Source organism: Natronosalvus sp. KLKA75 (assembly GCF_059736265.1).
Genome location: NZ_CM185522.1, coordinates 1,045,977 through 1,072,844 on the forward strand (window position 1 = coordinate 1,045,977; position 26,868 = coordinate 1,072,844).

A 26,868-nucleotide genomic window follows, 5' to 3' on the forward strand; every position below is an offset into this window, starting at 1 on the left:
TGCAGGTTACCAATAGACACGATGGGCGCACTCGAGGACGTCGCGTTTCTCGCGAACTCGGAGAACCGCGTGGCAGTCTTACGACTCCTCGTCGAGGCACCCAAAAGCCACGACGAGATCCGGGAACGGATCGGTGCATCGCGGGTAACGACCGCGCGCATTCTCCGGGAGTTCGAAGCGCGCAACTGGATCGCACGCTCGGGACAGGAGTGTACGGTGACACCGACCGGTGAATGGGTGTGTGACGAGTTCACTCGCTTGGTGGGAGAAATGGAGGCCGAACGTCGTCTCCGCGAACCGCTGCAGTGGCTACCGTCCGACCTCGTGACGTTCGACGTCCGACGCCTTCGCGATGCCGAACTCATCGTTCTCGAGGAGAGTGACGCGACCGCCATCGTTCGACGGATACTCGAATTTCGCCGCTCTAGCGACCGGATTCGAGGCGTTACACGCACGGTCGCCCCGGAGTTCATCGAAAACGACTGGAAATCGACCGTCCACGGGGACACCCGCCTCGAGATGGTGATCACACCGGACGTCCTCGATGCCATCCGGACCCATCCGACCTCCGCGAAGCAGTTGCGCGAGATGCTCGAGGAAACGGACGTCCACGCTTCCGTCTTCGACGACGTTCCGATCTCAGTCGGGATCGTCGACGGCGCGGTTGGAATCGACCTCACTGACGAGCAGGGCGTCGTCAAAGGAGGGTTCGTCACCGAAGACGAGGCCGTCTACGAGTGGGCAGTCGACCTCTTCGAAACGTGCCGTGACGAAGCGACCACAGTGGATCCTGACGAGGTCGGGCCAGACCACTCGGTCGGCGTCAACTCTGCTCAGTCTCGAGAACGAGACGGGCCCGCATTGTAGCCGTCTTGCCAGGGTCGTCCTCGAATCTTGCCGTCTCGCCGTGAGGACCTCGACCCATTCGCGCGTGTCGGAACCACTCGGGTCCTCTTCGAAAACGTTCTATCCAGCGCTGGCGCTGGGTGGCTCACCTGCTACCTGTAGACTCGACGAATTCCGTGGTGGCATCGCTCCACCGGCGTCGCGGAATTCATCGAGGGCGAACGCTCGATGCGTCTCAGTCGTTAGCCTCCGCGTTCTGGTCAATGGGTGTCTCGAGGCGACCGCGGTACCTGGTTACTGGGGGGTGACGATTCGACGGTACCGCGAGGCCCCGTTCGGTTCCGTCACAGGGTTCGTGCGTGGAGCAAGAACCCGAGGGTAAACACCACCGGAACGACGACGAGCCACCCGAAGAGGTACAGGAAGAGTACGTTCAGAAGCACTAACCCACTGTACGAAATTTCTCGCTTCCCGAGTGTATTCAGTGTACTGTACGCGAGCTGGGTCCGTCCGAGCACCACCATGAAGCAGATACTCGAATGCGAGTATGATAACCTTTCTGGCTATTCGGGTTCCCGAGACTGTACGATATCTTGATATACGACCGCTCGTTTCCGGCCAGGACTGGCAAATATACCGCTTTCGATACCCTCTTTGGGCTTCCAGAACGACCGCAAGCATGACCCACGACATCGCCGTCGTCCCTGGCGACGGCATCGGCCAGGAAGTGACACCGGCGGCGCTCGAGGTACTCGAGGCGCTGGACATCGACTTCTCGTTTCGAGAGGCGGCGGCGGGCGACGCCGTGAAGGCCGAAACCGGCGAGGCGCTTCCCCAGGAGACCTACGATCTCGTCGCCTCGAGCGACGCGACGCTCTTCGGTGCCGCGGGCGAAACTGCTGCGGACGTGATTCTTCCACTTCGCGAGGCCGTCGACTCGTTCGTCAACGTGCGTCCCGCCAGGGCCTACCCCGGCGTCGACGCGGTTCGGCCGGAGACGAACCTCGTCTTTCTCCGGGAGAACACCGAGGGGGTCTACTCGGGCCACGAAACCCGGCTGAGCGACGACCTCTCGACGCTGACGCGCGTGGTGACCGACTCGGCCTCGCGACGACTGGCTGAGTTCGCCTGCGAGTTCGTCGAAGACCGCGGCCTCGACGAATTCGCGGTCGTTCACAAGGCCAACGTCATGCGCGAAACTGACGGTCGGTTTCGCGATGCGGTCGTTGACGTGGCCGACGCGGAGGGCATGGAGACACAGGAGGTGCTGATGGACGCCTTCGCCACCCACGTCTGTCTCGACCCGACGCAGTTCGACGTGGTCGTCTGCCCGAACCTCGCGGGCGACGTGCTCTCGGACCTCGCGGCGGGGCTCGTCGGCGGTCTCGGCTTGCTCCCGAGCGCGAACGTCGGACCCGACCGGGCGCTCTTCGAACCGGTCCACGGCACCGCTCCCGACATCGCTGGCCAGGGCGTCGCCAACCCTTCCGCCGCCATTCTCTCGGCGGCGATGCTACTCGAGTACCTCGGCCACGAGGACGAGGGTACGGCCGTCCAGGAGGCGGTCGAAGGCGTGCTCGAGGACGGCCCGCGGACGGGCGACCTGGGTGGCGACGCCTCGACGGACGAAGTGACGGCGGCGATCGTCGATCGTCTGTAAGTGGCTGACTTCTTTTGATCGATCGTGATCGATTTCGGACGAATTTCACGTCGGCACACGATCTTCGACTGACGTAGAAGTGGTTCACGGGTTGAAACGGTTACGAGCGCCCGTACTGACCGTATTATTCGACCGAAAATTGGCACTACGTTCGGCGATTATCGCAGACTTTGCTCGATAGTGCTCCCGCTGCAGCTATTATGCGACCTTATCTACGTTGAATTCGCACCGAAGTGATCGAACGTGATCGATATTGCGTAAGATTTATCACCACGTTCAGGAATGTGTGATGGTATGCCAGGGAAACGGCACACACGGAGGAAGGTCATGAAGACGACGGGGGCGCTCGGTGCCACTAGCATCGTGGGCCTCACGGGTTGTCTCGGCGACGATTCGGACGGGAACGGGGGCGACGGTGAAACGGCGGACGAGATCACGTTCTACAACGCGGGGAGCCTCGAGTTCGACGAGGGGACCAGAGACAACATCGAACGCTTCCAGGAGGAAACCGGTATTACCGTCGACGTCAACGAGGTTCCCTGGGCGAACCTGAAGACCAGTCTGACGACCATCTTCAACAGCGAGAGCCCGAAGGTCGACGCGTTCAACGGACCGACGTGGTGGCTCGCGGACTTCGTCAACGCCGGGTGGCTCGAGCCGATCGACGTCGACGACGACCACATGGGTAACTTCCCCGACAGCCTCGCCGACCTCGTCACGTTCGATGGCGATCCGTACATGGCGCCCGAGTTCGGGAAGTGGGGATCGTTCCTCTACGACAAGGACGTCGTGGAGACGCCGCCGGACACCTGGGACGACGTACTGGAGATGGGGCCGGAACTCTCGGACGGGGACCGCGCCGGATTCGGCTTCACGTGGGCGGATAAATCCGTATTCACGTTCAAACAGCTGATCTATCAGGCTGGTGGGTCCCTGTTCAACGACGACAACGAACCGGTCTTTGCCGGCGAGGAGGGCCAGCAGGCCATGGAGTTCATCACACAACTCCGTGGCGAGGGCATTATTCCCGACGGCATCTCGAGCATGGGCGAAGGGCCGGTCGGTGACGCCTTCATCGCTGGCGAGTTCGCGACAGTCGAATCGTGGACGCCGCTCGGCTCCCGCGCAATCGAGGAGTGGGGCGAAGACCGCATCGGAAGCGCGAAACCGCCCGAAGGACCCGGTGGACGTGCCACGTTCCAGGACACGAACGGAATCAGTATCTCGGCGTTCTCGGAGAACAAAGCGGCTGCCCAGCGGTTCGCGGAATTCATGACGAACCGCGAGTCGTGCAAGAACAACATGCTCGTCGAAGGTAACCCGTGCGTCGTCCCCGACGTCTACGAAGACGACGAGATCCAGGACGCCTACCCCTCCTGGTTGCTCGAGGACATGAAGTACAACCTCGAGCACGCCAAGAGCGAGACGTACCTTCAGCAACCGCAGGTTGACGACTACATCGACGAGCAAATCACGCCAGCGCTGCTCGGCGAGAAGGATCCGCAGACCGCACTGGAGGACGCACAGGAAAACATCACCCGACTCTATCAGGACATCGGCATTCTGTGAAGAGCACCTGAGCACTATCTCCGCTAGAAGTTACTATCATGGAAACGCCAGAGAAGTCGTTACGACGAACGCTCGACCGGCTGTTCATCCCGCTAACGGTCGGGCCGACGCTGATCTGGATCGCCGCAATCATCGTCTACCCGACCGCGAGGCTCTTCTGGTCGAGTCTGTTCTGGGAAAACCCGCTCACGCAAGAGTCGGAGTTCGTGGGATTGCGAAACTTCAAACGGCTGTTGCTCGAATCGGGCGGCACGCTCGGCGTCCTGAACCCGGACTTCGTCGCGTTTACCAGGAACACCGTCATCTACGTGGGCTTCAGCGTCACGTTCTCGTTCCTTCTCGGACTCGGGATCGCGCTCCTGCTCAACAAGGACCTCAAGGGCCGGGGATGGATCCGGACCGCCGTGATCGTCCCCTGGATCCTCCCGTACGTGATGAGCGGGCTCATGTGGCGCTGGATGTTCGAATCAAAAAACGGCGCGATTAACGGTCTGCTCGTCCAGTCGGGCGTGCTCTCGGAGAAGATCGCGTTCCTCTCGGACGGAACGCTCGCGATGATGGCGCTGATCATCGCGGACATCTGGGTCTTCACGCCCTTCATCGTGATCATCCTGCTCGCGGGGCTCCAGAACGTCCCCGAGCAGCTGTACGACGCGGCCGAAGTGGACGGCGCGAGCCGCTGGTCGCGATTCCGGAACGTCACGTATCCGTTCTTGAAACCGTCGATCATGGTCGCGTTGACGATTCGGATCATCTTCGACATCAGGGCACTCGATCTGGTCTGGGTGATGACGAAGGGTGGTCCCGGGAAGTCCACCGAGGTGTGGGCGTCCTGGCTCTACCGCACGTCCATGGAGTTCCAGCGGACTGGCGAGGGAGCCGCCCTGGGTGTCGTCATGCTCGCGGTCACGTTCGCCATCGTGGCGATCCTCTACTCGGTCTTCGGAGGGACTCCTTACAACTCATGAGTACGAAAGATTCACGTCTCAACAGAGTCGCCGAACGCGCCGGCCTCGTCACGGACGACGTGTGGCCGAGCGTCGTCAGAGAACGGTTGCTCGCCTACGGGCTACTGCTCCTGTACGTGATCGTGATCTGGTTCCCGATCTACTACATCTTCATCACGAGCCTGAAGACCCAGAGCGAGGTGCTGACGATTCCGATCACGTTCTTTCCGCAGGAGCCGACGGTACAGAACTACGTCGACATCTTCCGGAACCGGCCGTTCGAAGCGTATACGATCAACAGTCTGATCGTCGCGACGACGACGACCGTCATCTGCGTCACGCTCGGAACGTTGACCGGCTACACGTTCTCCCGGTACGACTTCCTGGGGAACAAGGCGCTGTTGCTCTCGATCGTCGGCGCGCGGATGATTCCGCCGATTGCGCTGATCGTCCCGTTCTTCCAGATCATGTCGAACCCGCCGCTCATCGGCGGATTGACCGGGAACCTCACCGACACGCGCGTCGCGCTCATCCTGACGTACACGTTCTTCAACCTCCCGTTCGCAGTCTGGATCATGAAGAACTACTTCGACGGGGTGCCGGAGTCGCTCGACGAACAGGCGATGGTCGACGGTTGTTCGACCTGGGAGGCGTTCGTGAAAGTGATCCTTCCCGTTGCCAAGCCCGGCATCGCGGCGACGGCGATTCTCGCGTTCATCTTCTCGTGGAACGAGTTCATCTTCGCGCTGGTACTCACGCGGAGCCAGACCTCGCAGACGCTCCCGATCGCCGTCTCCCTGTTCGTCGCCGACGACTTCATCGACTGGGCGCACCTCGCCGCTGGCGGCATGATCGCCGCGTTGCCCGGCATCCTGTTCGGGCTGTTCTTCCAGCGGTACATCGTCAGCGGGCTCACGCAGGGGGCGGTAAAAGAATGAATTCGAAACCGATGCACCTACGACACACGATCACCGGCGGTGGTATAGATGGCTGAAGTACGACTCGAGGACCTCGTCAAGCGGTTCGACGACATCGTCGCCGTCGACGGCGTCTCCCTCGAAATCCCCGACGAGAGCTTTACCGTCCTGGTGGGGCCCTCCGGCTGTGGCAAGACGACGACGCTACGGCTGATCGCCGGTCTCGAGCGAGCGAGCGAGGGAACGATCGAGATCGGTGACGAGGTCGTCAACGACCGTCGCGCGTACGAGCGCGACATCGCCATGGTGTTCCAGAACTACGCGCTCTATCCCCACAAGACAGTGCGCGGGAACATGCGATTCGGGCTGGAACAGCACGGCGTCGAGGAGGAGACGATCGACGAGCGCGTCCAGGAGACGGCGAATCTGCTTCAGATCGACGACCTGCTGGACCGCAAACCGGCGGAGCTCTCTGGCGGCCAGCAACAGCGCGTCGCCCTCGGCCGAGCGATCGTTCGCAAACCGGACGTCTTCCTGATGGACGAACCGCTCTCGAACCTCGATGCGAAGCTTCGCGTCCAGATGCGCGCGGAGTTGAACAAACTCCACGACACGCTCTCGACGACGACGGTGTACGTCACCCACGACCAGGTCGAAGCGATGACCCTCGGCGACCAGATCGCCGTCATGGACGGTGGCCAGATCCAGCAGGTCGGCCCGCCGACGTTCGTCTACTCCAACCCGCGGAACCTGTTCGTTGCGGACTTCCTTGGATCGCCGAGCATGAACTTCCTCGAGGGAACGGTCCACCGGAGCGAGGACGGCCTCGCGCTCGACCTCGGCCCCTTCCAGCACAGCGTGCCCGACGAGTATCAGTGGGCGCTCGAGGAGTCGATCGGTGACGAGGTCGTTCTCGGCGTCCGTCCCGAGGACGTGACGTTACGTCCCGACGGATTGCCAGCGACTGTCAACGTCGTCGAACCGCAGGGTGAGAAGACCGTCCTCGAACTCGGACTGGGCGACGGCAAAACGATGAAAGCGTCGGTCGAACCGGGCGGCCCGATAGAGGTCGACGATCGCGTCAGCGTCGAATTCGACCGCCGTTCGCTCCACTACTTCGACTCCGAATCCGGCGAGTCGCTCACGTTCGATTCCGAGACCAGACCCACGACGGAAGGTGGAGAGCAACTCGCGTGACGTCGATCGACACGGCTTCGGTAGCGGAGTTCGCCCCGCTGGCACTCGGCGTCGCGCTCGTCTTGGTCGCGACGTACAACTACCTGCAAGGGATCTACGGCGGCGCGATCGTATCGAGCGTCGGTGCCATCGTCACGTTCGTCCTCGCGATCCTCTCGAGCCGTCAAAGATGAGCAGAAACGAGCGAAAACACATAAGGTCCGGGCCGGAGAACACTCAACCAACGAGTACCGTTACCCCCGCCCGAATCATGCTGCCCAAACAACGGAAACGCGAAATCGTCAACGTCGTCTCCCAGGAGAACGGACAGACCGTTACCGAACTCGCCGAGGAACTCGGCGTCTCCGAGGCGACGATCCGTCGCGACCTGCAGGACCTCGAGTCCGACGGGCTGATCGAACGCTCTCACGGAGGCGCGCTTCCGATCACCAGCGTCGCCGAGGAACGTTCTTACAGCCAAAAACAGGTGCAGAACCTGGAGGCGAAACGCGCCATCGGGCGGCGTGCGGCCGAGGAGGTCCTCGAGGGGCAGGTCGTCTTCTTCGATTCCGGCACGACGACCATGGAAGTCGCGAAAGCCACGCCCGACGTCGCGTTTATCGCCGCGACGAACTCGCCGCTCATCGCGATGGAACTGGGCGAACACGGCGACGTGAAGCTGACCGGCGGCACGCTTCGCGAGCAGACCTGGGCGCTCGTCGGGCCCACCGGCGAGGAATTCCTCGAGCGGACGAACTTCGACGTCGTCTTCCTCGGAACGAACGCTATCCACCCCGAGTCGGGGCTGACGACGCCGAACGAGGACGAAGCGCGAATGAAGTCGTTGATGGTCGAGAAGGCCCAGCGGGTCGTCCTCGTCTCCGACGGGTCGAAACTCGGTCGGCGGAGTTTCGTCCACTTCGCTGACTACGCCTCGATCGACGCGTTCGTGACCGATGCGGTCCTCACCGACGCCCAGCGCGAGCCGTTCGAGGCCGCGGGCGTCGACGTCGTCGACGGGGTGGTCGAGTGATCCTCACCGTGACTCTCAATCCGGCCGTGGATCACACCATCACTGTCGAGGGAAAACTCGATTCCGACGCCGTCAAGCGTGCGAGTATGTCTCAGTACGATCCCGGCGGGAAGGGGATCAACGTCTCGAAGTACCTCTACGGACTCGGCATCGAGACGCTGGCGACCGGACTCACGGGCGGCTTTCTGGGGACGTACATCGAGGAGCAACTCGTCCGACAGAAAGTGCCGAACGATTTCGTCGAGATGGGCGGCTGTACCCGTCTCAACACGACGATTCTCACGGACGAGGAGGAGTACAAGATCAACCAATCGGGACACAACGTCAAGAAAGAAACCGTCCGCGAGGTCGTCGCGAAGGTCCGCGAGCACGACCCCGAGATGGTCGTCGTCGCGGGGAGCCTTCCACCGAACCTGGGCCCGGCGACGATCGATCGAATCGCTCGAGCGGGACCGTGGCAGACCGTCGTGGACGTCCAGGGCGACCTGCTGAAGGGACTTCGAAGCGAGTACTTCGTCTGTAAACCCAACCGCCGCGAACTCGGCACGGCGACGGGAATGCCCGTCCACACCGTCGAGGAGTGCGTGGAAGCGGCACAGGCGCTCCGCGACGAGGGATTCGAACACGTCGTTGCATCGCTGGGCGACGACGGCGCGCTGCTGGCCTCACCGGACGGGATCTATCGGGCAGAATCCCAGGACACCGACGTCGTCGACACCGTGGGCGCGGGCGACGCGCTGCTGGCGGGCGTCCTCTCGACGTTCGTCCGCGGGCAGTCCGGCACCGCCGCCCTCCGCATGGGCGTGACCGTCGCCGCGGAGGTCGTTTCGGTCCCGGGGACGACCGTCCCCGAGATGTCTGGTCTGCGCTCGGACTCGACCGACGTCCCGCTCTTTACAAGGTGATCCGCGCCGGAGGCGCACACGAACATGACCGTCACGACCGCCCTCTCAGACCATCTCGAGTCGGTTCGACGGAACGTCATGACCGGCGTGAGCTTCATGATCCCGTTCGTCACCATCGGCGGCGTCTTCTTCGCAGCGGCTCACATCGCCGGAGGAGCGGGGGCGCTCGAGCGACCGGGCACGCTCGCGTGGTTTCTCGCCGAGATCGGTCGTGCGGGGCTCGCGTTCGCGGTGCCGGTACTCGGCGCGTACGTGGCTTACGGAATCGCCGATCGACCAGCGCTCGCGCCGGGTTTCGTCCTGGCCGCACTCGTCCAGCAGGGTGCGGTCGTCGAGCAGGCGGGCCGTATCGTCGGAATCGAGACCGGCCAGGCGGGGGCGGGCTATCTGGGGGCGCTCGGGGTCGGACTGCTCGTCGGCGTCGTCGTCGCCGCCCTCGCTCGCCTCGACGTCCCGAAGGCCGTCGAACCGCTCGTCCCGGTTCTCCTGCTTCCCGTCCTGGTAACCTGTGTACTCGCGCCGGTCGTGCTCTTTTTGCTCGCGCCACCGCTCGCGCTCGCGATGGAGCGACTTACGGCCCTCGCCCGCGACGCGGCCGGTCTCGAAGCGCTCGCGCTGGGGGCCGTTCTGGGCGCGATGATGGCGATCGACAGCGGTGGCCCCGTCAACAAGATCGCGTACGTATTCGGCGTGACGCTGATTCCCGAGCAGATTTACGCGCCGATGGCGGCGGTGATGATCGCTGGCATGGTGCCGCCGCTCGGACTCGCGCTGTCCAACGTCGTCGCCCCGCAGAAGTATCCGTGGGGGCGCTACGAACGCGCTAGACCCGCGCTGGCGATGGGGCTGTCGTTCGTCACCGAGGGGGTGATCCCCTACGCGACCGACGACCCCGCCCGGGTCGTCCCTAGCACCGTGCTCGGAAGCGCGACCGCGGCCGCGACGGCGGTGTGGCTCGGCGTGGCGATGCCCGCGCCCCACGGCGGGGTTCTCGTCGTGCTTTTGGCCAATAGATGGCTCCAGTTCCTGGCGTGTCTCGCCGTCGGAACGGTCGTGACGGCCGTGGTCGTCACGGCCCTCAAACCCGACTACGAGGCCGTTTCGAGTGCGGCGAGATCGAGAGACAGGGGAAGAGTGACTGATTAAACCCCTCCCGGGTATACTACACGCATGGACGACATCGACGCCGTACTCACACCGGAGCTCATCGCGCTCCAGGAGCCACCCCCGGACGCGTACGGCTGCATCGAGTACCTGCTCGACCGCGCCGTCGAGGCCGGCCGCGTGACGGACCGCGACGTCGCACTCGAGGCCGTCCTCGCCCGCGAGGCCGAGACGAGCCCTGCAGTGGGAAAGGGCGTCGGCCTGTTCCACGCCAGGACCGAGGTCGTCAGGCGGGCGACGGTCGCGTTCACCCGCTCGAGCGAGGGGGTCCCTCTCGGCGATGCGGACGCCGAACCGGCGACGCTCCTGTTCATGCTGCTCGCTCCCACCGACGAGAGCGGGGCCGATGACCACCTCGCGACGCTCAGTTCGCTCTCGCGTGCGCTCGTACACGACGAGGTGCGCGAGCGCCTTCACGACGCCGAGTCGCCCGCGGAGGTCCGAAACGCGCTCACGGAGGTGATCACCTGATGGAACGGATCGTCACCGTGGCGCCCGAGGACGGACTCCACGCCCGCCCGGCCACGGCGTTCGTCCGGACCGCGAACGGGTTCGACGCCGACGTACGGGTCGGGCCGGCGAACGGCGACCTCGTCGAGGCGGAGAGCGTCCTCGCGGTGACGAGCCTCGGCGTTCCGAGCGGCCAGGCGGTTCGAATCGTCGCGGAGGGGGCCGACGCCGAGGCTGCCCTTGACGCCCTCCAGTCGGTGCTCTCGACGCCCGAAGCGAAGCGTTCGACCTGAACCCTGAGACTCCAACCATGCCCGAAGACGACCACCGCCGAACGATCGACGGGACGGGCGTTGCTCCCCTCGTCGGCGTCGGGACCGCGGTGTGGGCCCGTTCCGGTTCCGCCGCCGACCTCGAGGCACCGCCGGAGCCGGCGACGGTCGACCCGGCGGTGGAACGAGATCGGTTCGACGACGCCAGAGCGCGCGCTCGCGAGGAACTCGAGCGCGAACGCGAGCGAACGGCCGAACGGATTGGCGAGGCGGAAGCGGCGGTCTTCGACGCCCACCGGCAGTTCCTCGACGATCCGCAGATCACGGACGCCGTCGCGGACGCCATCGCGGATCGACTGCCCGCCGAACACGCGGTCCGTCGAGCGTTCGAGGGTCCGATCGACCAGTTCCAGGAGACGGACGGCGCAGTGGCCGAGCGGGCCGACGACCTCCGGGACGTTCGCGATCGATTGCTTCGGGTACTCGCTGACGACGATCGCGTCGACCTCGGTGCGTTGCTAGACGGGGCAGTGGTGCTCGCTCGACGACTCACGCCCAGCGACGCCGCACGGCTGGACCCCGACCGAGTGGCTGGATTCGCGACCGTCGAAGGCGGACGAACCGCTCATTCGGCGATATTCGCCCGATCGATCGGCATACCCGCCGTCGTCGACGTGGGCGAGGAACTGCGGTCGATCGAGGCCGGTGCGAACGTCCTCGTCGACGGCGACGCCGGATCGGTGACCGTCGATCCGACGGCCGAACAGCGAGCGCGCGCCGAGGGGGGAGGGGGCGTCGAGATTCGCGCGGCGCCGGTATCTACGGCCGACGGGGAACCGATCGCGGTCGACGCCAACGTCTGCACGCTCTCGGGCCTCGAGGCGGCGATCAACCGTGGCGCGGATGGAATCGGGCTCTTTCGAACCGAGTTCCTCTTTCTGGACCGACCGACGCCGCCGAACGAGGACGAACAGGTCGAGACCTACGCGGAGGTACTCGACGCGTTTCCCGAGGGCCGCGTCGTCGTCCGAACCCTCGACGCCGGGGGCGACAAACCGATTTTGTCCCCCGACCGCCCCGGTGCGGAGCACTCGTTCCTCGGCGAGCGCGGGATTCGTCGGTCACTCGGCCCGGACGCCGAACGATTCGAAACGCAACTGCGGGCCCTGCTCCGGGCGGAGGCCATCGGCGAGGGCTCGCTGTCGGTGTTGTTCCCGATGGTGTCGACGATCGGGGAACTCGAGGCGGCGATCGCGGCGGTCGAATCGGCGGCCGGGGCGCTCGCCGAGGAGGGCGTCGACTACGCGATGCCCGAACTGGGCGCGATGGTCGAGACGCCGAGTGCGGCGTTGCTCGCCGAGGCGTTCGCCGAACGCGTCGAGTTTCTCAGCATCGGGACTAACGACCTCACCCAGTACGTTATGGCCGCTGCTCGGGAGAACGATCGAGTCGCCCACCTCCACGATCCCTGCGAACCGGCGGTACTTCGGATCGTCGAGCGTGCGGTCCGGGCGGGTCACTCGGGTGGCGCTCGAATCGGGATGTGCGGCGAGATGGCCGCCGATCCGGAACTGACCGAACTCCTGATCGGACTCGGCCTCGACGAACTCAGCGTCACTCCCCTCTCGATTCCCGAGGTGAAGGCGAGCGTCACCGACGTCGACACGGACGAGGCCAGGTCGTTCGTCGAACGCGCGCTCGAGGCGACCACGAAACCTACGGTTCGTGACTACGTAGCGGACCGCTAGCCCATGAAGTTCGTCGCAGTCACCGCGTGCCCGACGGGGATCGCACACAGTCACATGGCCGCCGAGAACCTCGAGCGGGTCGCCGAGGCGAGCGGCCACGAGATCGACGTCGAGGTCCAGGGGGCCATGGGCACGGAGAACGAACTCTCGGGCGAGTTGATCGGGGCGGCCGACGCCGTCATCATCGCCGCCGCCACGTCGGTCGAACGCGACCGGTTCGACGGGAAACCGCTCGTGGCCGCGCCGGTGAGAGACGCGGTCGACGACGCTGAAGGGCTTCTCGGACGGGCGGTCGAGGTAGCGAAGAACGACGGAACCACGGGGGCCGACGACAGGCGCTCGGAACCCCCTCGTCCCGACCAGGGAGCCATCGAGAGGGGCGTTTCCGCGGGTCGAGACGACGAACGAGCGAACGGGTTGCTCGCCCGACTGAAGCGGTTCTTCTCGTAGTGCCGATCCGTCCGGCTAGGGCCGTTCCTCGAGTCCGTACCCCGCCGAGACGGCCTGCTCAAGGATCTCTTCGACGAACGGTTCCTTTCGGTCGGTGTACGCTGCCCGTTCATCTGAATAACGCCCCGCGAGCCGTCGCTTGAGCGTCTCGTACGCCTCGGCCGTGGATGGGTTCTCGCACAAAAAGTCCCGGAAGACCACCTGCTCGCGGTGACAGTCGCTCCCCCACGGCGCAACCGCCAGGTAGTGCGTCCGGTCGGTCTCCGTCCCCTTCGCGAAGAAGACGCGGTCGGGAACGCCGTCGTTCGGTCGCCGTTCGTATCCGAGGCGCTCGAGCGCCGGTTGCAGACCGGAAACGGTCTCCAAGTCCGCGACCAGGACGAGCAGATCCAGAATCGGCTTCGCGGCGAGTCCGCGGACGGCCGTCGAACCGACGTGCTCGTACCCGAGGACGCGGTCGTCGACCCCGTCACGTTCGAACGCCTGCTCGAGTCGCTCGAGTTCGGCCGCGGCCGCGTCGAGCCACCCCGGGTGGTGTGACACGAGGGCGACGGTCCCGCGTGCGAGGCCGAGTGGTGGACTGTCGTTCGGGGGGCAGTCGTTCGGGGGACTGGACTCCGGCATTCGTGCGAATCAGGCAATCTCGAGGTCGTCCCGATCCGCCCCCGCCAGTTCACAGAGGGCGGCGGCCTCGAGCAGGTGCAGTTCGCCGGGGATCACGAGCAGGTGGAGCGGGTCGCCGAACTCCCGCTCGGCGAGGTCGGTCATCGTCCCGGCCTCGATCAGGGGGTCGGGGCTGCCGGCTCGAGCGACGACGACGCCCACCAGGTCGGGGTACTTCTCGGCGAGCAACTCGGCGGCGACCTCGGCGGTCATGTACTCGCCGCGCTCGGCTTTGATGTCGAGGTAGACGACCGTGTGCAGGTTCGCCTCGCGGTTCGCCTCGATGGTCTCGGTGACGCTCGCTGGCAACCCGTCGGCGCCGTGGGCGTAGGGGAACGGGAGGGTCGTCGCCTTCCCGAACCGGTAGTTCTGGAGCCCGGTGAGCGAACTGGTTGCGGTCTGGGCGGTGATGCCGTGGATCACGCGGGTCTCGATTCCGCGTTCGTGAGCACGCAATCGGAGGTCGACGTGCGTGGTCGAGATCATGGTGTCCCCGGCCGTGAGGAAGACGACGTCTTCGGTCTCGGCGGCCTCGAGGATGTCGTCCGGATGTTGTTCGACCCCTGCCCGGTCACGGACCTCGACGTCGATGCCGTGGTGGTTCTCGAGCGACTCGACGGTAGTCCCGACGAGCTGGCTGGTGTAGAACTCGGCGTAGGAACGGTCGGCGTTCCGGAGGGCGTCCCGGCCCTCGACGGTGATCGACCGCTCGTCGTAGAGGCCGAGTCCGACGAACGTGAGCATACCGGGTCTTTTGGCGGCGGGTGGAATACGCTTTCGAGTCACGCCCGTTCTCGAGCGCTACAGCCATGCGTATCGAGCGGTGAGTCGACCGCTGAAACGGTCCGAACTACTAAGGTACGACCAGGAGATTTCGAATGTAGTTACTAGTATGGTCGAGATGGACGTGCAATTTCTGGGCGGTGTCGCTGTAACGGTCTTTCTGGCGCTATTGTTTTTCGCGGTCGTCGTCCTCTGGGACCTCTCGCTCGCCCTCCGTAGCGTCGGTGACAAAGTCGACAAACTCGAGGACACGCTGGACGATGGGTTGACCGACGTCGGGCACAACCTCGAGGGATTTTCCCACGGTTCCGGCGGTGGGACCCAGCTGCATCTGAGTAGCGGGACGATCAGTTCGGGGCGGACGCAGGGTCCGGCCCAGCAGGGACAGCAGCCTCACCAGCCCCAGCAGCCTCAGCAGGCGCCACACCAGACACCGGCGGGCCAGGCGCACGCACAACCCCAGCCCGCACACGAGGACCAGGCCGAACAGGCAGGACCGACGTCCGAGGTCGAACAGGCTCGAGCGGACGACTCTGCGGTGGACGACTCCGCGGCGATTGACGAGACGACGGACGACGAAACGGCTACCCAGTCGCCCGGACCCGAGGATGACGATGTAGGCGAGTCGAACGACGACGGTGCCAAGTCGTTCGAGTCGGAAGGCGAGGATAACGAGCAGAAGGATGCCGCGAGCGATGCCGACGGCGACGACGAACTCGACGACACCGAGGACGCGCAATCCGAATCCGACGACGCACTGCTCGCACGCAACCGCGGGAGGTTCATCACGTCCCCGGATCGAACGGCGTGGTACGCTACCCCGCTCGACCGGGATACGATCGCCGACGCCAGGTACCCCCAGATCGCCGGCGAACTCGAGAGCGCCCCGGAACCGGACGTCGAGGGCTCGAGTTCAGACAGCGAGGATGACGACTCGGGTTCGGACGACGGCGACGAGCAGAGGGCAACGGACGAAGGAGATGACGACGCGGAGACAGCGAACGATGACGAATCCACCGTCTACGCCGCCCCGCCAGCGAATAGTCCCGACTTTCCCGAAGCCGTCCGACAGTCGACGATGGACGGCTCCGACGGGGCCGGACTCGAGGCGTCCTCTGATGCCAACGGCGACGTCGAACCCGACCACCTCGACACGGCGACCGCCAGCGATTCTGACCCGACTCCAGAAACCGACGCCGATAGAGGCGAATTCACCTTCTCGGAAGGGGTCGCTGCAGATGCCGACGCCGTGGCCGAGACTGAACGAGACCCGTCCCTCGAGACGCCCGCTCCTCGAGAATCGGGCGATCTGGACGAAGCGAGCGACGACGGGAGTGTCGAGGTTGTGGATGATGGACCAGAGGACCTGGACGAATTGAACGGCGCGGACGAACCGGACGAAACAGACGATTCGGACGCACCGGACGACGCGGCCGCTGCATTCGATCCGTTCGATCCCGCCGACCACGTCGACACCGCCGAGGACGACATCGAGGAGATTCCGGTCGACCGCGCACTCGAGACGCTCAACGAGGAGAAACCGGACCTCTCGCTGAGCAGTCACGGCTTCGAGGTGTCCGCCGAGGAGACCGACGACGGGGCCGTGTTGACCTACACGTTCGACCCCAAAACGGTGTCCATCACGGGGTCGACGAAGCGCTTGCTCACCTATCAGCTCCAGAGCTTCGCGGACCAGGAGTCGACGCCGGACGGCGACGTGACGATCGACGGCCAGCAGATCGTCATCGACGTGCCGGACGCCGACGGCGCGGCAGTCCAGCGCTGGGGACAGGGGGCCGTCAGCATCATCGACCGAACGCTCTACCTGTCGGACAACGGCAACTGAGCGTTTTTTCTTTATTGCTCTCGAGTCGTTCCCTCGCTATCGCTCCCGCTCTATCACTCTCGAGTCGCGCCTTCGGTCGTCGCCCGCGAGACGAGAACTCGTCCCTCGACGCCCGTCCCCTCGAGTGCGTCCCTCGCCGCGGCGACGGCCTCGTCGGCGTGTCGGTCGTCGGTGACGCCGTAGACGGTCGGTCCCCAGGACGATTGTCCGACGCCGGTGACGACCGGACTCGAGGCCAGTGCGTCGACGAGTTCGCCCGCGGGCGGGCGAAAGACGCCGCCCTGGACGTCGGCGTACCAGGCACCGTTCTTGTGGCCGATGGTCGAGATCGCCTCGCCAAAGGCCTCGAGTCGGCCTTCCGCGGCCGCTGGGAGCAGTTTTCGCGTGAGGACGCCGGCGATGTCGTCGGCGATTCCCGGATCGGCGTGTTCGATGACCGAGCGGAGGCTGGCGTCCTCGTCCTCGCCGCAACGGCCGGGTTCGACGTCCGGGACGACGACCAGAAACCGCCAGGAGTCGGGGAGGTCGTGTCTGGCGACGACGGGCGGAACCGTCCAGTCGCCCTCGGCCGGCGGCTCGGTGGTGAACCGGCCCGTCGGGTGGCCCGCGTCGACGACGAACCCGCCGTCCTCGAACGTCGCGACGCCAATCCCGCTCCGCCCGGCCCGTCCGAGCGCCGGTGCCAGGTCGCGAATCGACGGCTCGAGGTCGTACGCTCCCGCCGTCGCTGCCAGGACGGCGAGGGCGAGTTGCGTCCCGCTCCCAAACCCGACGTGTCGCGGGAGCCGTTCCTCGAGGGCGAGGCGAACACCGGGAACGGCTAATCGCTCGACCGCCCGCCGGGCGTACTGCTCCGCGAGCGGGTCCTCGACGTGGACGGAATCCGCTGGTTCAGCCGCTACCGTCACGCGGGGCTCCTCGAGGCCGACTCCGATCCCGCCGTAGAGGCGTTCTCGGGCCAGCGAGAGGTTCTGGAATCCGAAGTGCAGGCGGGCACCCGCGCTGACGGTCACGCTCGACATTGCTGGCCCTATGAAACGCGCGGAAAAGGGGGTTGCGACGGTGGCAACGGTCGCCGATGATCCGCCTCCGTCGTTCCGAATCCATGACTGCGGTCTCGAGGGACGAATCACCTCGATTTTTGTCCTCGAAACGACAGTCCGGTGCATGGTCAGCGCCTCGGTCGTCGTGCCCGCGAAAGCCGAAGGAGTCCGACTCGAGGCGACGCTCGACTCGCTGTCAGCCCAGCGTTTCGACGGCGACCTCGAGGTGGTCGTCGTCGCGAACGGGGCGGAGACGATTGCCGTCGCTCGCGGGCACGCCGTCGTCGACCGCGTACTTCGCGACGAGTTCGGGAGCCGATCCGAGGAGTCCAGGAATGGGGCCGAAAAGACGGCCCCAGGGCCGGCCCACGCACGAAACCGCGGTGCGAGACGAGCGACCGGCGACGTGCTCTGTTTCACCGACGCAGACACCGTCGTTCCGCCGACGTGGGTACGCGACCACTGCCGTCACTACTCGGTAGCGACGAAATCCACCGTAGTGGGCGTCGGCGGACCGCTCGAGCCGCTCGAGCCCGGCCTTCGCCACCGTGTCTGCTTTCGGCTCCTCTCGGACTGGTGGTATCGACTCAGTTGGCCGCTTGGATTCGTCCAGCAGCCTGGGCCCAACTGTAGCGTGCGTCGGACGGCCTTCGAACGGGTAGGCGGCTTCGACGAGTCGCTCCCGTTTCTCGAGGACACAGATCTCTCCCTGCGCCTCCGTCGAGAGGGCGAGGTAGTCTACGACCGGGAGTGTGCGGTCAGGACGTCCGTCCGCCGACAGGAGCGGGAGGGGTACGGGCGTCTCTTCCTGACCTACGCTCGCGGTTATCTGGCGTATCTGCTACCCGGTCGGTCACCGTCAGCGACGTACTTCTAGCGCATGGCTCGTACTCTCGAGAGCGCGGAACGCTGACGTCGACCGTCTTGACCATCGGGTTGAGAAACGAAGGCCGGAACCCGTACCAACGGCAACGGGAATTCGAAGTGGTTCGAGTCCGGACACTCTCGACCATTACTCCCGTCACTCCCCGTTATGCTCGTCACTCTCGTCGAAGGTACAAAACAGGTCTGACGAGCGATCGATCGAGTCGCACGGATCGACTCTGAAGCGGAGGTCCGGTTCGAACGGGTGGCCGAATTCGAGACCGACGACGGCGCAGTTTCCGTCGACTTCGTCCGCGACGTCGACGGACTGCCACTTGCCCGCCGCTCGTGCTTCGACGGTGAACGACTTCGCCTCGGCCGACCATCGACACTCGACGCTCTCGTGACTGGCGAGCACGTACCCGTCTCCTCGTTCGGCCGCGTCGAGTTCTATCTCTGTTGTCAGAATCTCTGAATCCCCATCCAGGACGCGGGCCTCGAGCTGTTTCGGTTCCTCGGCGTGATTTATGCCGACGACCCCGGCCAGTTCGACGGTGTAATCGAAAACGGAAAGACAGCCGCTGAAGCCTGCTACCGCACCCGCTGCGGTTGCCGAGAGATATCGCCGACGCTTCATACGCCACAATATGGTCAGAATTATAAAACAATATCGAAACATCGCAGACGACGCGGTCGACAGTACCGGGATCGATTCGTTCTATCCGCAGCGAGTGGCGCGAGTGCCGTTCGAGGGCGCCGACTCAGAGGAACCGGAACGTCTCGAGGTTCTTCGGCGCGAACGTCCGCATGTTGAACTCGTGGTAGAGCGCCGAGGAGAGGTCCTGGACGGAGCGTTCGTCGCCGTGGACGCAGAGGACCTTCTCGGGCCGGGGGTTCATCGTCCGAACGAAGTTCTCGAGGCCGGCGCGGTCGGCGTGGCCGGAGAAGCCGTCGACCGTTTCGACGTCCATGTTGAGTTTGAGGGTGCCGCGACCGTTCCCGTTGCCGTTTCGGCCCCTGCTTCCCACTTCGCTCGTCGGAATCTCGTCCCAGCCGTTCTGGATGCGTCGGCCAAGCGTTCCCTGGGCCTGGTAGCCGACGAAGACGAGCGTCGAGTCGGGATCGGGACCGACGTGGGAGAGCCAGGACATGATCGGGCCGCCGGTGACCATCCCGGACGTCGAGAGGATGATGCAGGGACCGCCGTCGGCGACGTCCTGGCGTTCGTCTTCGCCGCCGTCGATGTGGTTGAACTCGTCGGCGAGGAACGGGTTCTCGTCCTCGTGGAAGATCCGATCCCGGAGGTCGTCGCGTAGGTACTCCGGATAGGTGGTGTGGATCGCCGTCGCCTCCCAGATCATCCCGTCCAGGTGGACCGGCATCGAAGGAATGTCGCCCTCGCGCATGGCCTCCTCGATGACGAGCATGATCTCCTGGGAGCGACCGACCGCGAACGCCGGGATGAGCACCTTGCCGCCGCGTTCGGCCGTCTCCCTGATCACCTTCTTGAGTTTCTCCTCGGAGTCGGCCTGGTCGGTCTGGTAGTCGTTTCGCCCGCCGTAGGTCGACTCGAGGACGAGCGTCTCCACGCGCGGGAAGTCGTTGGTCGCGCCGTTGAACAGGCGCGTGTCCTTGTAGTGGATGTCGCCGGAGAACGCGACGTTGTAGAGGCCGTCGCCGATGTGGAAGTGCGAGACGGCGGAGCCGAGAATGTGGCCCGCATTGTGGAAGGTGAGTTTGACGTCCGGCGCGATGTCCGTGACGTCGCCGTACTCGAGCGGAATCGTGTGCTTGATCGCCTCGCGGACCTGTTCGGACTCGTACGGTGGGGTTCGCCCCTCCTTGGCCGCAACGTCGAGGTAATCGAGTTGCAGGAGGCCCATGAGGTCGCGGCTCGGCTCAGTGCAGTAGATCGGACCGTCGTAGCCGTACTTGAACAGGAGCGGGAGCAGGGCGGAGTGGTCGAGGTGAGCGTGGGTGAGCACCACGGCGTCGATCGTCTGAGCGCCCGCACCGAGCGCTTCGGGGACGTGGAGATACGGCACCTCGCCTTCGGCGCCGGGTTTGTCGCCACAGTCGATCAGGATCCGGGTTTCGGGCGTCGAGAGAATGAACGAGGCGCGTCCAACCTCTCGACAGCACCCGAGAGTCGTGATGCGGACCCACTCGTCGTCGGACATCTCCTCGCGGTGGATTTGTCGACCGACGCGCTCTAAGATGTCCCGACGGTCGCTTCGCTCCTGTTTGAGGAAGTTGCGAACGTTCGAGACGGTCGAGGATTCGATCGGCGGTGTGCGGACGACTTCGGGCGTCCAGCCGACCTGTTTCGTGATCTCTCGAAGCGTCGAGCCGTGGCGACCGATCACCATACCGGGCTTGCCGGCCTCGATGACCACCTCGCCCGTGTCGGCGTGGAAGTCCAGATCCGTCACGCCCGCCTCCTCCGGGATCACGTCCATGATCTTCGCTCGAGCGGTGTCGGGCGGGGAGAGGACGTCCGGGTCGGGTCGGATCGTGATGCGCTTGCGAAGCTTGCTCGCGAGCTTTCGCACGAGGTCGCCCTGACGGGCGAATTTCTTCGGATCGCGCGTGTAGACCACCAGTTCGGGGCCTTCGTATTTCACCGAGGAGACCGAGATGTCGTTCGGTAACTCGCTCGTGATCTCTGCTTTCAAATCGTCGAGTTGCTGCTCTACAGTACTCATAGTCGCCAGAGGTGGCTTGCGTGAACTCGTCGCCGGGCAGGTGCCGTCACGGCGAGGACACGGGACCAGATGCGGGTGACCGGTCGATCGCTGTCTACCCACACGAATCGACGAGGCCGGTTCGAAGCCGTCGGGTGAACTGACCTCGTCGATTCCGGTTCAGGTTCGGGTACGAATGGTCCACCGTATCGGATCATCGTCTCGAGTGTCCGGTGTCGTGCTGTGACGAGCACGCTCCCAGGTCGGTTAGCCTGGTTCGTGCGGGAAGATTCCAGGAAGAACCCGCTTATCGGAGCCTATCCGGTGCGTAGTATAAAAGTCTTCGCAACCCGGGCGGTTCGACCCGTCGCCCCGACCGCCCGAACACCCACGACACTCGAGTCCGTAGGGTCGGTATGGACACGCTGACGTTGACACCGGAGCGCGTCGTCGCCGAGCGCGACTGGGTACGGGATCGCGCGGAGACCGTCGTCTCGCTCATCAACGCCGTTCGAGACGATTTTAGCGACCTCTTCGACACCGATGTCGAGCCCGTCACCGAGGCGCAGTACCTCGAGGCAGTCGACGACGTCTTCGCCGACGGCGACCTCGCGGTCAACGTTGCCGGCATGATCGCCGTCCTCAGGGAACTCGACGTCGAGGGCGACTACCCGGGATTCGTTCTCGACGAAATCGTCGGCCGAGAACTCGCGGGCGCGATCGCCGGAACACAACCGCTCCGGACACTCGGGGAGGCCACGTTCCACTACGCGGACGTCCACCACCACGGTGGCGACGAAAATGCGGGCGTCGACGACCTCGAGGCGGCGCTCGCGGCCGGCTTTCAGGAGCGACTACCGGGTTGGCCGTGGGTGGAGCGCGAGAGTCCGTTCAGCGTGCGATAGACGCGTATCGCTACGCTCGGTCTACGACGATAAACGCGTTCAGAACGCTATCAGGACGAGTTTTCGGACGAGTTCTCTTGTTGGTCCTGCTGATCTTGCTGACCCTGTTGACCTTGCTGTACCTGCTGGCTCTGCACCTCTGCGAACCGACCGCCAGGCAAGAGCGCGCTGACGGCATCGTCCTCGAGCGTGGCGACGAGCGGGCCGTCGTCGCCCTCGAGCAGGATCAGCCCGTACTCGCCGATGCTGCCGGCGACGGAGAGCCCCTCGGCGTCTGCGACGTACGATTCGAACTCGGTGACGGCTTCGATCGTGAGTTCCAGCTGTCGTTGTTGCAACTGGGCCTGGGCTTCCTGCTGGCTGATCTCGTCGTCCTGTATCTTCGTCCCGAGTTCCTGCCGGAGGGCGGCGAGTTCGGCCTGCCCCTCCTCGCTCGGTTCGACGACCGCGGCGATGCCGTCTTCTGGGTCGATCGTCGGCTCCTTGTTCGAGTACTCGGTGTCGTTCGAGTCGCCGGTGTCGTTCGTCTCGTTGCCGTCCGCCGGTGAGTCGTCCTGGGAGCGAAGCTGACTGCAACCGGCCAGCGAGGCGAGACCGGCTACGCCGGTCGCCTGGAGGACCCGTCGTCGATTGGGGGCAGCATCCATCGTGCCTTAGTTTCGAGGCCTGGCCGCCAATAAGCCTTGGCTATCGCGAGACGGAGCCCCGTTCCGGGCGGTTTTTACTCGTTCGAGTCCTGGATCGACACGTGCGCTCTCCCCCTCGAAAGCACCTGTCCGAGCCACCGACCTCGCCATGACGACCGACAGCGACCCCCACTCCGTGACGCGACGATCCCCCGTCACCAGCCTCGAGTCTCCCTCCCTCGCGACCGCTCGAGACGCCGTCCAGCGGGGCCTCGAGGACGACGCCCTCGTGACCGTCTTCGGGCGCTGTACGGTCGACTACGAGGGCCGGGCGGCCAGCCGACTCGAGGCCGGCGATCGTCACGTCATGCTCAAGCCCGATGGCGCCGCACTCGTTCATACCGCGGAGGGCCAGCAGCCGATCAACTGGCAGCCGCCGGGTTGTGAGCACGCCGTCCAGGTCGTAGACGACGCGCTCGTCCTCCACAGTACGCGCTCGACGCCCGCGGAGGAACTCGTCGTCACCGTCGAGGACGTCCTCCAGGTGTCGACGTTCGCGATGTCCGACCCCGACTCCGTCGCCGTGATCGGCACCGAGGCCGACCTCCGTGATCGCATCCTCGAGGATCCCGCCCTGCTCGAGCCCGGATTCACGCCGCTGGCGACCGAGCGCGAGACGCCCGCCGGGGCCGTGGACATCTACGGGGAAGACGACGCGGGACGCACGGTGGTCGTCGAACTCAAGCGGCGGCGCGTCGGCCCGGACGCCGTCGGACAGCTCCGCCGGTACGTCGACGCCCTCTCTCGCGACCTCCACACCGAGGCCGAGTTGCGGGGGATACTCGTCGCGCCCTCGGTAACCGGTCGGGCAGGGCGGCTCCTCGAGCAACACGGCCTCGAGTTCGTCGCGCTCGAGCCGACGGCGGACTGATTCGGTTACACCGATAGCGAATACCAGGTCACTGTTGCAACCCAGTCCCCAGAGACGGTTTTGTGTGAAAGACTTGCTCAGTAGCCCACTCGTCCGTCAATTCAGTTCTCACGGAATCCCGTAGTACTCGTCTTTTCGACGGCCTGAAATTCGGTTGACCCGCATTGACAACCGTTTCTCGCCCCGATCGGTTGTGCCGTGCCGTCAGGCCATTGCTTCGCAGCATAGGCAGATCCGCAATTGAGACACGTGACGGCTGTCCGTTTGCTCTTTCCATTGGGCATGAGTTATTCCTTCTTCGACAGGTAATGCCGTCAGTACTGCTTTTGGGTATACAATGTATTTTTAAACGGGTCGTCGGTTGGACTCCATCGTTTCGGGGAGGGTGCTCTCGAGGATGTGTTTCATCCCCCGGCGGAGCCGAGATGCGATGGCCTGCTGAGAGATGCCGAGTTCGTTACCGAGTTCTTCCATCGTCACTTCGCGCGGGGATTCGAAGTACCCACGCTCGTAGGCGAGTACCAGTGTGTCTTGTTGTTTGTCAGTGAGTGCTGACTCGGTTTCGGTTTCGACCGGCGTCAGGGCGTGCAGTTTCGTCAGCGTGACCGGGATGTCTAACTCTCGACAGCGAGATTGAAAGGTTGCAAGATCGCTTCGCGTGTCCCCGCGAATGTCGAACGTCCACTGCTGGTTCGTGCCGGTCGCTTTGATGAGCGGAACGCCGGTCTCGGTCAGCACGCTCAGCACGTCGTCGTACTCGAGCGACCACTCGACACGCAGGAGATACTCGCCATCGACGGAATCAACGAGCTGGATGTCCCTCACGCCCGAATGGGCATCAAACGCGGCCTCGATGTCCTCAACTTCCGTTCCTCGCACCCAGAAGTAGGGGATCACCACGTCCTGTGACGGAATCAGTCGCTCCAGTTCGACCGTCACGTCCGGGAGTTGTGCGAAGACGGTGCCGAGGGGAAACTGATCGGATGGAACGATATAGGTCGCCTCAGTCGCCATGACTCGGACGATGTCACACTGATTGTAAAACTCTTCCATGGAACAATGTGGAGGGGACGAAGGACTCCGTCAATCCGCTTCGATCGCTCTCGCCGTGCTAACTACGCGCCCTGAGTTCTGCACATACCAAATGAATTGCCTGGCTCCTTTCAAAAACGACATGAGCGACTCAAAGGGTGTATGCAGTACGGCCAGCCCATTTATTTCGCCGTTTCAGGAAGAGACCAATCACTACATACGAACGCTTACAGACCAAATCTCACGATAGCCGTACACGGTCGATTTCAGCAATATTCGAACTCATAACGTACTCTCTGATGCAGTCCTCGCAAACGAATGCCCAATAGATCTTCCCAGTCTCATATGTTACTTTAGTCACTTTCCCATCCTCACTTTGACAGTCGGTACATTCGATAGTTGCTTGAGGGGATAGAAACGGATACTCATGTTCTACAGAATAGTTCATGGTTTCACCACAGGCTACAGTAACTTATCCTTGGTGTGATTATCTGGGTTACAGGGCAGACTCTCTATTCTTCTGAACTGGCGTTACGTCTATTATCTGTACTGAGCGATCACCGTCTTCGCAGATTGAGCCAAATGTCGTGCATCATTCGTGCTCTGTATCTTGTAGAGACTCGACTAATTACCGAATCGTTGTCAGAAGCGTCGTGCAGTATACAGAGGGTCCATTCAGCACGACGACTTCGTTTGTTTCACGCCGAACCCGGTGAACCATCCACTCACAACACGTACGCACAAGCAGCAACCGGGACCTCACAGCAGGCAAACTGCCTTTCGACTTCAGCGGGGGACACGGAGAATCCTCGGTAATCCCCTCACTGTGTTGAAGACCTGGACTCGATGCTATATAAAGAAGTTGTATAACCAAAATGAAGTCTCACCTGGAGCGGTCACTTCAGAGTTAAGTACACCATGTTCACGGAAACCGACTCCTCGCCAATGATTCCCAGAAGAGATACGCTCCTCCTCGCGCTCGCCAATCGGCACTCTCGTTTTGTCATCGAGTACTTCAAAAATGCGTCCGAAGACCACGCCACCGTCGATGACCTTGCAATTGCGCTCGCCCGACGTGACCACGCAGACGAGACGCAGGTTGCAATCCGGCTCCACCACGCTGCACTCCCCAAACTGGACGACGCTGGACTCGTTGACTACAACAGGCGGACCAAAACGGTCCGATATCACGGTCACTCGCAACTCGAACAGATAGCGGGGCGCTTCTCCGAGTCCGGTTCCACCAACTGCCATGGAGGAGTGAGTAGCACATGACGCAAGACAAGCCCAGGCAAACGAGCCAGACACGGGAATGGTTCACCCCTGATCAGGATCGCTCGTTGACCGAAGCGGTGCTCGACGCCATCGAGGACTATAAGGGGGAAGACCTCTTGCGAGCGGATTTCGTCCTCTACGAAGACATAGACGCTGACGCGCTCAATTCCCTCTTTCGCCACGACGCACCGTCGAGAACGACCGTGACGTTCGGCACCGACGGGGTTAAGGTCGAACTCTGGGGGAATGGCGGGGTCGAGATTCGCGTCACGGGCCGATCAGTCGAATAAGTGGCCGAGGCTGGTCCAGAACGGGCTCTGGGGGCAGTGTCGGATAGACGGCCACTGCCGTGATTTTTGATCCGAGGGTGCAGAACATCTCAGTAGTTGTAATCGCAAAAATCAACACAGAATAACCCAGGTCGAGTAATTCATCACAAACGATCCGACGGAAGCATTACAATGCTACAGAATGACACGTATTGCCATGAATCAACCTCCGTCGTACTGCCCCTACTGCGGGTCGCCGGTCGAGGGCGTCGATTCGCCGATGCATTCGAGGGTCGAGACGCCGATGGTCTACCGCTGCGAGTCGTGCGACGACTACGTCTTCTACAACCCCACGCCGGGCGGGAGCGCCGTCGTCATCGACGGCGACGCCCTGCTCCTGGTCGAGGACTTTCGCGCCACCGGAGAGTGGAAACTGCCGTCCGGTCGAATCGAACTCGGCGAGTCGATGCGGGAGGGCGTTGCCCGCGAACTCGAGGAGGAAACCGGGCTCGTCGTCGACCCCGACGATCTAGTCTACGTCCACGACGAAGCGGGAGAGCCGGTTCCGGACCAGCACATGGTCAACGTCGAGTACGCCGTCCCCCGGTCGAAGACGAGCGGGACGCTCGAGGCCGGGTCGGACGCGACGGACGCCCGCTTTTTCACCCCTGACGAGTTCGAATCCTCGGCGTCCGTCCTCCGGGAGTCACACGTGGATCGGTTCGGTGACGAGAGTCTGCCCTGGCTTCTGCGGGAGGCCAGGTCGGCGCTCGAGCTGCAGTCGCATGCCTCCCGCTGACGGATCGAGAT

Annotated in this window: 28 protein-coding genes; 21 read left to right on the forward strand and 7 right to left on the reverse strand. The window is 63.9% G+C overall.

Features of this window, described 5'->3' with window-relative positions:
• Window positions 1-21: 21 nt before the first annotated feature.
• The 14 genes from AC6I65_RS05040 to AC6I65_RS05105 all read left to right on the forward strand — a co-directional run bounded on the left by AC6I65_RS05040 (window position 22) and on the right by AC6I65_RS05105 (window position 13,137).
• Window positions 22-867, forward strand: coding sequence for a helix-turn-helix transcriptional regulator (locus AC6I65_RS05040; protein WP_497902960.1), 846 nt, complete (start codon window positions 22-24; stop codon window positions 865-867).
• A 658-nt stretch (window positions 868-1,525) separates the two neighbouring features.
• Complete coding sequence (locus AC6I65_RS05045; protein WP_497902961.1) at window positions 1,526-2,506, forward strand: isocitrate/isopropylmalate dehydrogenase family protein; 981 nt, start codon at window positions 1,526-1,528, stop codon at window positions 2,504-2,506.
• Window positions 2,507-2,800: 294 nt separating this feature from the next.
• Entirely contained in the window at window positions 2,801-4,075 is a 1,275-nt protein-coding gene (locus AC6I65_RS05050; RefSeq protein WP_497902962.1) for a sugar ABC transporter substrate-binding protein, read from the forward strand.
• Between the two features lie 38 nt (window positions 4,076-4,113).
• Window positions 4,114-5,043, forward strand: coding sequence for a carbohydrate ABC transporter permease (locus tag AC6I65_RS05055; RefSeq protein WP_497902963.1), 930 nt, complete (start codon window positions 4,114-4,116; stop codon window positions 5,041-5,043).
• Complete coding sequence (locus AC6I65_RS05060; protein WP_497902964.1) at window positions 5,040-5,960, forward strand: carbohydrate ABC transporter permease; 921 nt, start codon at window positions 5,040-5,042, stop codon at window positions 5,958-5,960. Before AC6I65_RS05055 ends, AC6I65_RS05060 begins: the two co-directional genes overlap by 4 nt.
• A gap of 48 nt (window positions 5,961-6,008) precedes the next feature.
• The gene (locus AC6I65_RS05065; RefSeq protein WP_497902965.1) at window positions 6,009-7,136 is read left to right on the forward strand and encodes an ABC transporter ATP-binding protein; all 1,128 of its coding nucleotides are present in this window, start codon (window positions 6,009-6,011) and stop codon (window positions 7,134-7,136) included.
• Complete coding sequence (locus AC6I65_RS05070) at window positions 7,133-7,309, forward strand: hypothetical protein (RefSeq protein ID WP_497902966.1); 177 nt, start codon at window positions 7,133-7,135, stop codon at window positions 7,307-7,309. Before AC6I65_RS05065 ends, AC6I65_RS05070 begins: the two co-directional genes overlap by 4 nt.
• A gap of 77 nt (window positions 7,310-7,386) precedes the next feature.
• Window positions 7,387-8,148 (forward strand): HTH-type transcriptional regulator GlpR, encoded by a 762-nt coding sequence (gene glpR / locus AC6I65_RS05075; RefSeq protein ID WP_497902967.1) that lies wholly within the window; start codon window positions 7,387-7,389, stop codon window positions 8,146-8,148.
• On the forward strand, window positions 8,145-9,053 hold the full coding sequence (gene pfkB / locus AC6I65_RS05080) for a 1-phosphofructokinase (RefSeq protein WP_497902968.1): 909 nt from the start codon (window positions 8,145-8,147) through the stop codon (window positions 9,051-9,053). Before glpR ends, pfkB begins: the two co-directional genes overlap by 4 nt.
• 24 nt (window positions 9,054-9,077) lie before the next feature.
• Window positions 9,078-10,199, forward strand: a complete 1,122-nt coding sequence (locus AC6I65_RS05085) for a fructose-specific PTS transporter subunit EIIC (protein ID WP_497902969.1) — start codon at window positions 9,078-9,080, stop codon at window positions 10,197-10,199.
• A gap of 24 nt (window positions 10,200-10,223) precedes the next feature.
• Entirely contained in the window at window positions 10,224-10,688 is a 465-nt protein-coding gene (locus tag AC6I65_RS05090) for a PTS sugar transporter subunit IIA (RefSeq protein ID WP_497902970.1), read from the forward strand.
• Window positions 10,688-10,960, forward strand: a complete 273-nt coding sequence (locus tag AC6I65_RS05095) for an HPr family phosphocarrier protein (RefSeq protein ID WP_497902971.1) — start codon at window positions 10,688-10,690, stop codon at window positions 10,958-10,960. The genes AC6I65_RS05090 and AC6I65_RS05095 overlap by 1 nt, the downstream gene beginning before the upstream one ends.
• A gap of 17 nt (window positions 10,961-10,977) precedes the next feature.
• Complete coding sequence (gene ptsP, locus AC6I65_RS05100) at window positions 10,978-12,687, forward strand: phosphoenolpyruvate--protein phosphotransferase (protein WP_497902972.1); 1,710 nt, start codon at window positions 10,978-10,980, stop codon at window positions 12,685-12,687.
• 3 nt (window positions 12,688-12,690) lie between these two features.
• The gene (locus tag AC6I65_RS05105; RefSeq protein ID WP_497902973.1) at window positions 12,691-13,137 is read left to right on the forward strand and encodes a PTS fructose transporter subunit IIB; all 447 of its coding nucleotides are present in this window, start codon (window positions 12,691-12,693) and stop codon (window positions 13,135-13,137) included.
• A gap of 15 nt (window positions 13,138-13,152) precedes the next feature.
• On the opposite strand, the gene AC6I65_RS05110 is transcribed toward AC6I65_RS05105, so the two are convergent.
• Together AC6I65_RS05110 and dph5 are read right to left on the reverse strand one after the other, a co-directional pair.
• Entirely contained in the window at window positions 13,153-13,761 is a 609-nt protein-coding gene (locus AC6I65_RS05110; RefSeq protein ID WP_497902974.1) for a GrpB family protein, read from the reverse strand.
• Between the two features lie 9 nt (window positions 13,762-13,770).
• Entirely contained in the window at window positions 13,771-14,544 is a 774-nt protein-coding gene (gene dph5 / locus AC6I65_RS05115) for a diphthine synthase (RefSeq protein ID WP_497902975.1), read from the reverse strand.
• A 148-nt stretch (window positions 14,545-14,692) separates the two neighbouring features.
• On the opposite strand from dph5, the gene AC6I65_RS05120 reads away from it, so the two are divergent.
• The gene (locus AC6I65_RS05120; RefSeq protein ID WP_497902976.1) at window positions 14,693-16,429 is read left to right on the forward strand and encodes a hypothetical protein; all 1,737 of its coding nucleotides are present in this window, start codon (window positions 14,693-14,695) and stop codon (window positions 16,427-16,429) included.
• Between the two features lie 53 nt (window positions 16,430-16,482).
• Here the strand turns inward: AC6I65_RS05120 and AC6I65_RS05125 are convergent, their stop codons facing one another.
• Window positions 16,483-17,451, reverse strand: a complete 969-nt coding sequence (locus AC6I65_RS05125) for a beta-ribofuranosylaminobenzene 5'-phosphate synthase family protein (protein WP_497902977.1) — start codon at window positions 17,449-17,451, stop codon at window positions 16,483-16,485.
• 145 nt (window positions 17,452-17,596) lie between these two features.
• Here AC6I65_RS05125 and AC6I65_RS05130 point away from each other — a divergent pair, with 145 nt between their 5' ends.
• Window positions 17,597-18,349: a glycosyltransferase family 2 protein gene (locus AC6I65_RS05130; protein WP_497902978.1), complete on the forward strand. Its 753-nt coding sequence runs from the start codon at window positions 17,597-17,599 to the stop codon at window positions 18,347-18,349.
• A gap of 144 nt (window positions 18,350-18,493) precedes the next feature.
• Here AC6I65_RS05130 and AC6I65_RS05135 read toward each other — a convergent pair whose 3' ends face one another.
• Together AC6I65_RS05135 and AC6I65_RS05140 are read right to left on the reverse strand one after the other, a co-directional pair.
• Window positions 18,494-18,973 (reverse strand): DUF8130 domain-containing protein, encoded by a 480-nt coding sequence (locus AC6I65_RS05135; protein ID WP_497902979.1) that lies wholly within the window; start codon window positions 18,971-18,973, stop codon window positions 18,494-18,496.
• 124 nt (window positions 18,974-19,097) lie between these two features.
• On the reverse strand, window positions 19,098-21,041 hold the full coding sequence (locus tag AC6I65_RS05140; protein ID WP_497902980.1) for a beta-CASP ribonuclease aCPSF1: 1,944 nt from the start codon (window positions 21,039-21,041) through the stop codon (window positions 19,098-19,100).
• A 404-nt stretch (window positions 21,042-21,445) separates the two neighbouring features.
• Here AC6I65_RS05140 and AC6I65_RS05145 point away from each other — a divergent pair, with 404 nt between their 5' ends.
• A complete protein-coding gene (locus tag AC6I65_RS05145; protein ID WP_497903164.1) occupies window positions 21,446-21,925 on the forward strand; it encodes a DUF7984 family protein in 480 nt (159 codons plus the stop codon).
• 50 nt (window positions 21,926-21,975) lie between these two features.
• Here AC6I65_RS05145 and AC6I65_RS05150 read toward each other — a convergent pair whose 3' ends face one another.
• Window positions 21,976-22,572, reverse strand: a complete 597-nt coding sequence (locus AC6I65_RS05150; RefSeq protein ID WP_497902981.1) for a hypothetical protein — start codon at window positions 22,570-22,572, stop codon at window positions 21,976-21,978.
• Between the two features lie 148 nt (window positions 22,573-22,720).
• Here AC6I65_RS05150 and nucS point away from each other — a divergent pair, with 148 nt between their 5' ends.
• Entirely contained in the window at window positions 22,721-23,482 is a 762-nt protein-coding gene (gene nucS / locus AC6I65_RS05155) for an endonuclease NucS (RefSeq protein WP_497902982.1), read from the forward strand.
• Between the two features lie 345 nt (window positions 23,483-23,827).
• Here nucS and AC6I65_RS05160 read toward each other — a convergent pair whose 3' ends face one another.
• The gene (locus tag AC6I65_RS05160; protein ID WP_497902983.1) at window positions 23,828-24,496 is read right to left on the reverse strand and encodes a helix-turn-helix domain-containing protein; all 669 of its coding nucleotides are present in this window, start codon (window positions 24,494-24,496) and stop codon (window positions 23,828-23,830) included.
• A 963-nt stretch (window positions 24,497-25,459) separates the two neighbouring features.
• Between AC6I65_RS05160 and AC6I65_RS05165 the strand changes: the two genes are divergently transcribed.
• The 3 genes from AC6I65_RS05165 (at window position 25,460) to AC6I65_RS05175 (ending at window position 26,857) form a co-directional block, all read left to right on the forward strand.
• Window positions 25,460-25,789: a DUF7344 domain-containing protein gene (locus AC6I65_RS05165; protein ID WP_497903165.1), complete on the forward strand. Its 330-nt coding sequence runs from the start codon at window positions 25,460-25,462 to the stop codon at window positions 25,787-25,789.
• A complete protein-coding gene (locus AC6I65_RS05170) occupies window positions 25,786-26,079 on the forward strand; it encodes a HalOD1 output domain-containing protein (protein WP_497902984.1) in 294 nt (97 codons plus the stop codon). The genes AC6I65_RS05165 and AC6I65_RS05170 overlap by 4 nt, the downstream gene beginning before the upstream one ends.
• A gap of 196 nt (window positions 26,080-26,275) precedes the next feature.
• Window positions 26,276-26,857, forward strand: coding sequence for an NUDIX domain-containing protein (locus AC6I65_RS05175; protein WP_497902985.1), 582 nt, complete (start codon window positions 26,276-26,278; stop codon window positions 26,855-26,857).
• Window positions 26,858-26,868: the final 11 nt, after the last annotated feature.

Bases quoted from the DNA above. Each gene is read 5' to 3' on its own strand.
- AC6I65_RS05040 (WP_497902960.1), top strand. From the start codon at position 22: ATGGGCGCACTCGAGGACGTCGCGTTTCTCGCGAACTCGGAGAACCGC.
- AC6I65_RS05045 (WP_497902961.1), top strand. From the start codon at position 1,526: ATGACCCACGACATCGCCGTCGTCCCTGGCGACGGCATCGGCCAGGAA.
- AC6I65_RS05050 (WP_497902962.1), top strand. From the start codon at position 2,801: ATGCCAGGGAAACGGCACACACGGAGGAAGGTCATGAAGACGACGGGG.
- AC6I65_RS05055 (WP_497902963.1), top strand. From the start codon at position 4,114: ATGGAAACGCCAGAGAAGTCGTTACGACGAACGCTCGACCGGCTGTTC.
- AC6I65_RS05060 (WP_497902964.1), top strand. From the start codon at position 5,040: ATGAGTACGAAAGATTCACGTCTCAACAGAGTCGCCGAACGCGCCGGC.
- AC6I65_RS05065 (WP_497902965.1), top strand. From the start codon at position 6,009: ATGGCTGAAGTACGACTCGAGGACCTCGTCAAGCGGTTCGACGACATC.
- glpR (WP_497902967.1), top strand. From the start codon at position 7,387: ATGCTGCCCAAACAACGGAAACGCGAAATCGTCAACGTCGTCTCCCAG.
- AC6I65_RS05085 (WP_497902969.1), top strand. From the start codon at position 9,078: ATGACCGTCACGACCGCCCTCTCAGACCATCTCGAGTCGGTTCGACGG.
- AC6I65_RS05090 (WP_497902970.1), top strand. From the start codon at position 10,224: ATGGACGACATCGACGCCGTACTCACACCGGAGCTCATCGCGCTCCAG.
- AC6I65_RS05095 (WP_497902971.1), top strand. From the start codon at position 10,688: ATGGAACGGATCGTCACCGTGGCGCCCGAGGACGGACTCCACGCCCGC.
- ptsP (WP_497902972.1), top strand. From the start codon at position 10,978: ATGCCCGAAGACGACCACCGCCGAACGATCGACGGGACGGGCGTTGCT.
- AC6I65_RS05105 (WP_497902973.1), top strand. From the start codon at position 12,691: ATGAAGTTCGTCGCAGTCACCGCGTGCCCGACGGGGATCGCACACAGT.
- AC6I65_RS05110 (WP_497902974.1), bottom strand. From the start codon at position 13,761: ATGCCGGAGTCCAGTCCCCCGAACGACTGCCCCCCGAACGACAGTCCA.
- dph5 (WP_497902975.1), bottom strand. From the start codon at position 14,544: ATGCTCACGTTCGTCGGACTCGGCCTCTACGACGAGCGGTCGATCACC.
- AC6I65_RS05120 (WP_497902976.1), top strand. From the start codon at position 14,693: ATGGTCGAGATGGACGTGCAATTTCTGGGCGGTGTCGCTGTAACGGTC.
- AC6I65_RS05125 (WP_497902977.1), bottom strand. From the start codon at position 17,451: ATGTCGAGCGTGACCGTCAGCGCGGGTGCCCGCCTGCACTTCGGATTC.
- AC6I65_RS05130 (WP_497902978.1), top strand. From the start codon at position 17,597: ATGGTCAGCGCCTCGGTCGTCGTGCCCGCGAAAGCCGAAGGAGTCCGA.
- AC6I65_RS05135 (WP_497902979.1), bottom strand. From the start codon at position 18,973: ATGAAGCGTCGGCGATATCTCTCGGCAACCGCAGCGGGTGCGGTAGCA.
- AC6I65_RS05140 (WP_497902980.1), bottom strand. From the start codon at position 21,041: ATGAGTACTGTAGAGCAGCAACTCGACGATTTGAAAGCAGAGATCACG.
- AC6I65_RS05150 (WP_497902981.1), bottom strand. From the start codon at position 22,572: ATGGATGCTGCCCCCAATCGACGACGGGTCCTCCAGGCGACCGGCGTA.
- nucS (WP_497902982.1), top strand. From the start codon at position 22,721: ATGACGACCGACAGCGACCCCCACTCCGTGACGCGACGATCCCCCGTC.
- AC6I65_RS05160 (WP_497902983.1), bottom strand. From the start codon at position 24,496: ATGGCGACTGAGGCGACCTATATCGTTCCATCCGATCAGTTTCCCCTC.
- AC6I65_RS05165 (WP_497903165.1), top strand. From the start codon at position 25,460: ATGATTCCCAGAAGAGATACGCTCCTCCTCGCGCTCGCCAATCGGCAC.
- AC6I65_RS05170 (WP_497902984.1), top strand. From the start codon at position 25,786: ATGACGCAAGACAAGCCCAGGCAAACGAGCCAGACACGGGAATGGTTC.
- AC6I65_RS05175 (WP_497902985.1), top strand. From the start codon at position 26,276: ATGAATCAACCTCCGTCGTACTGCCCCTACTGCGGGTCGCCGGTCGAG.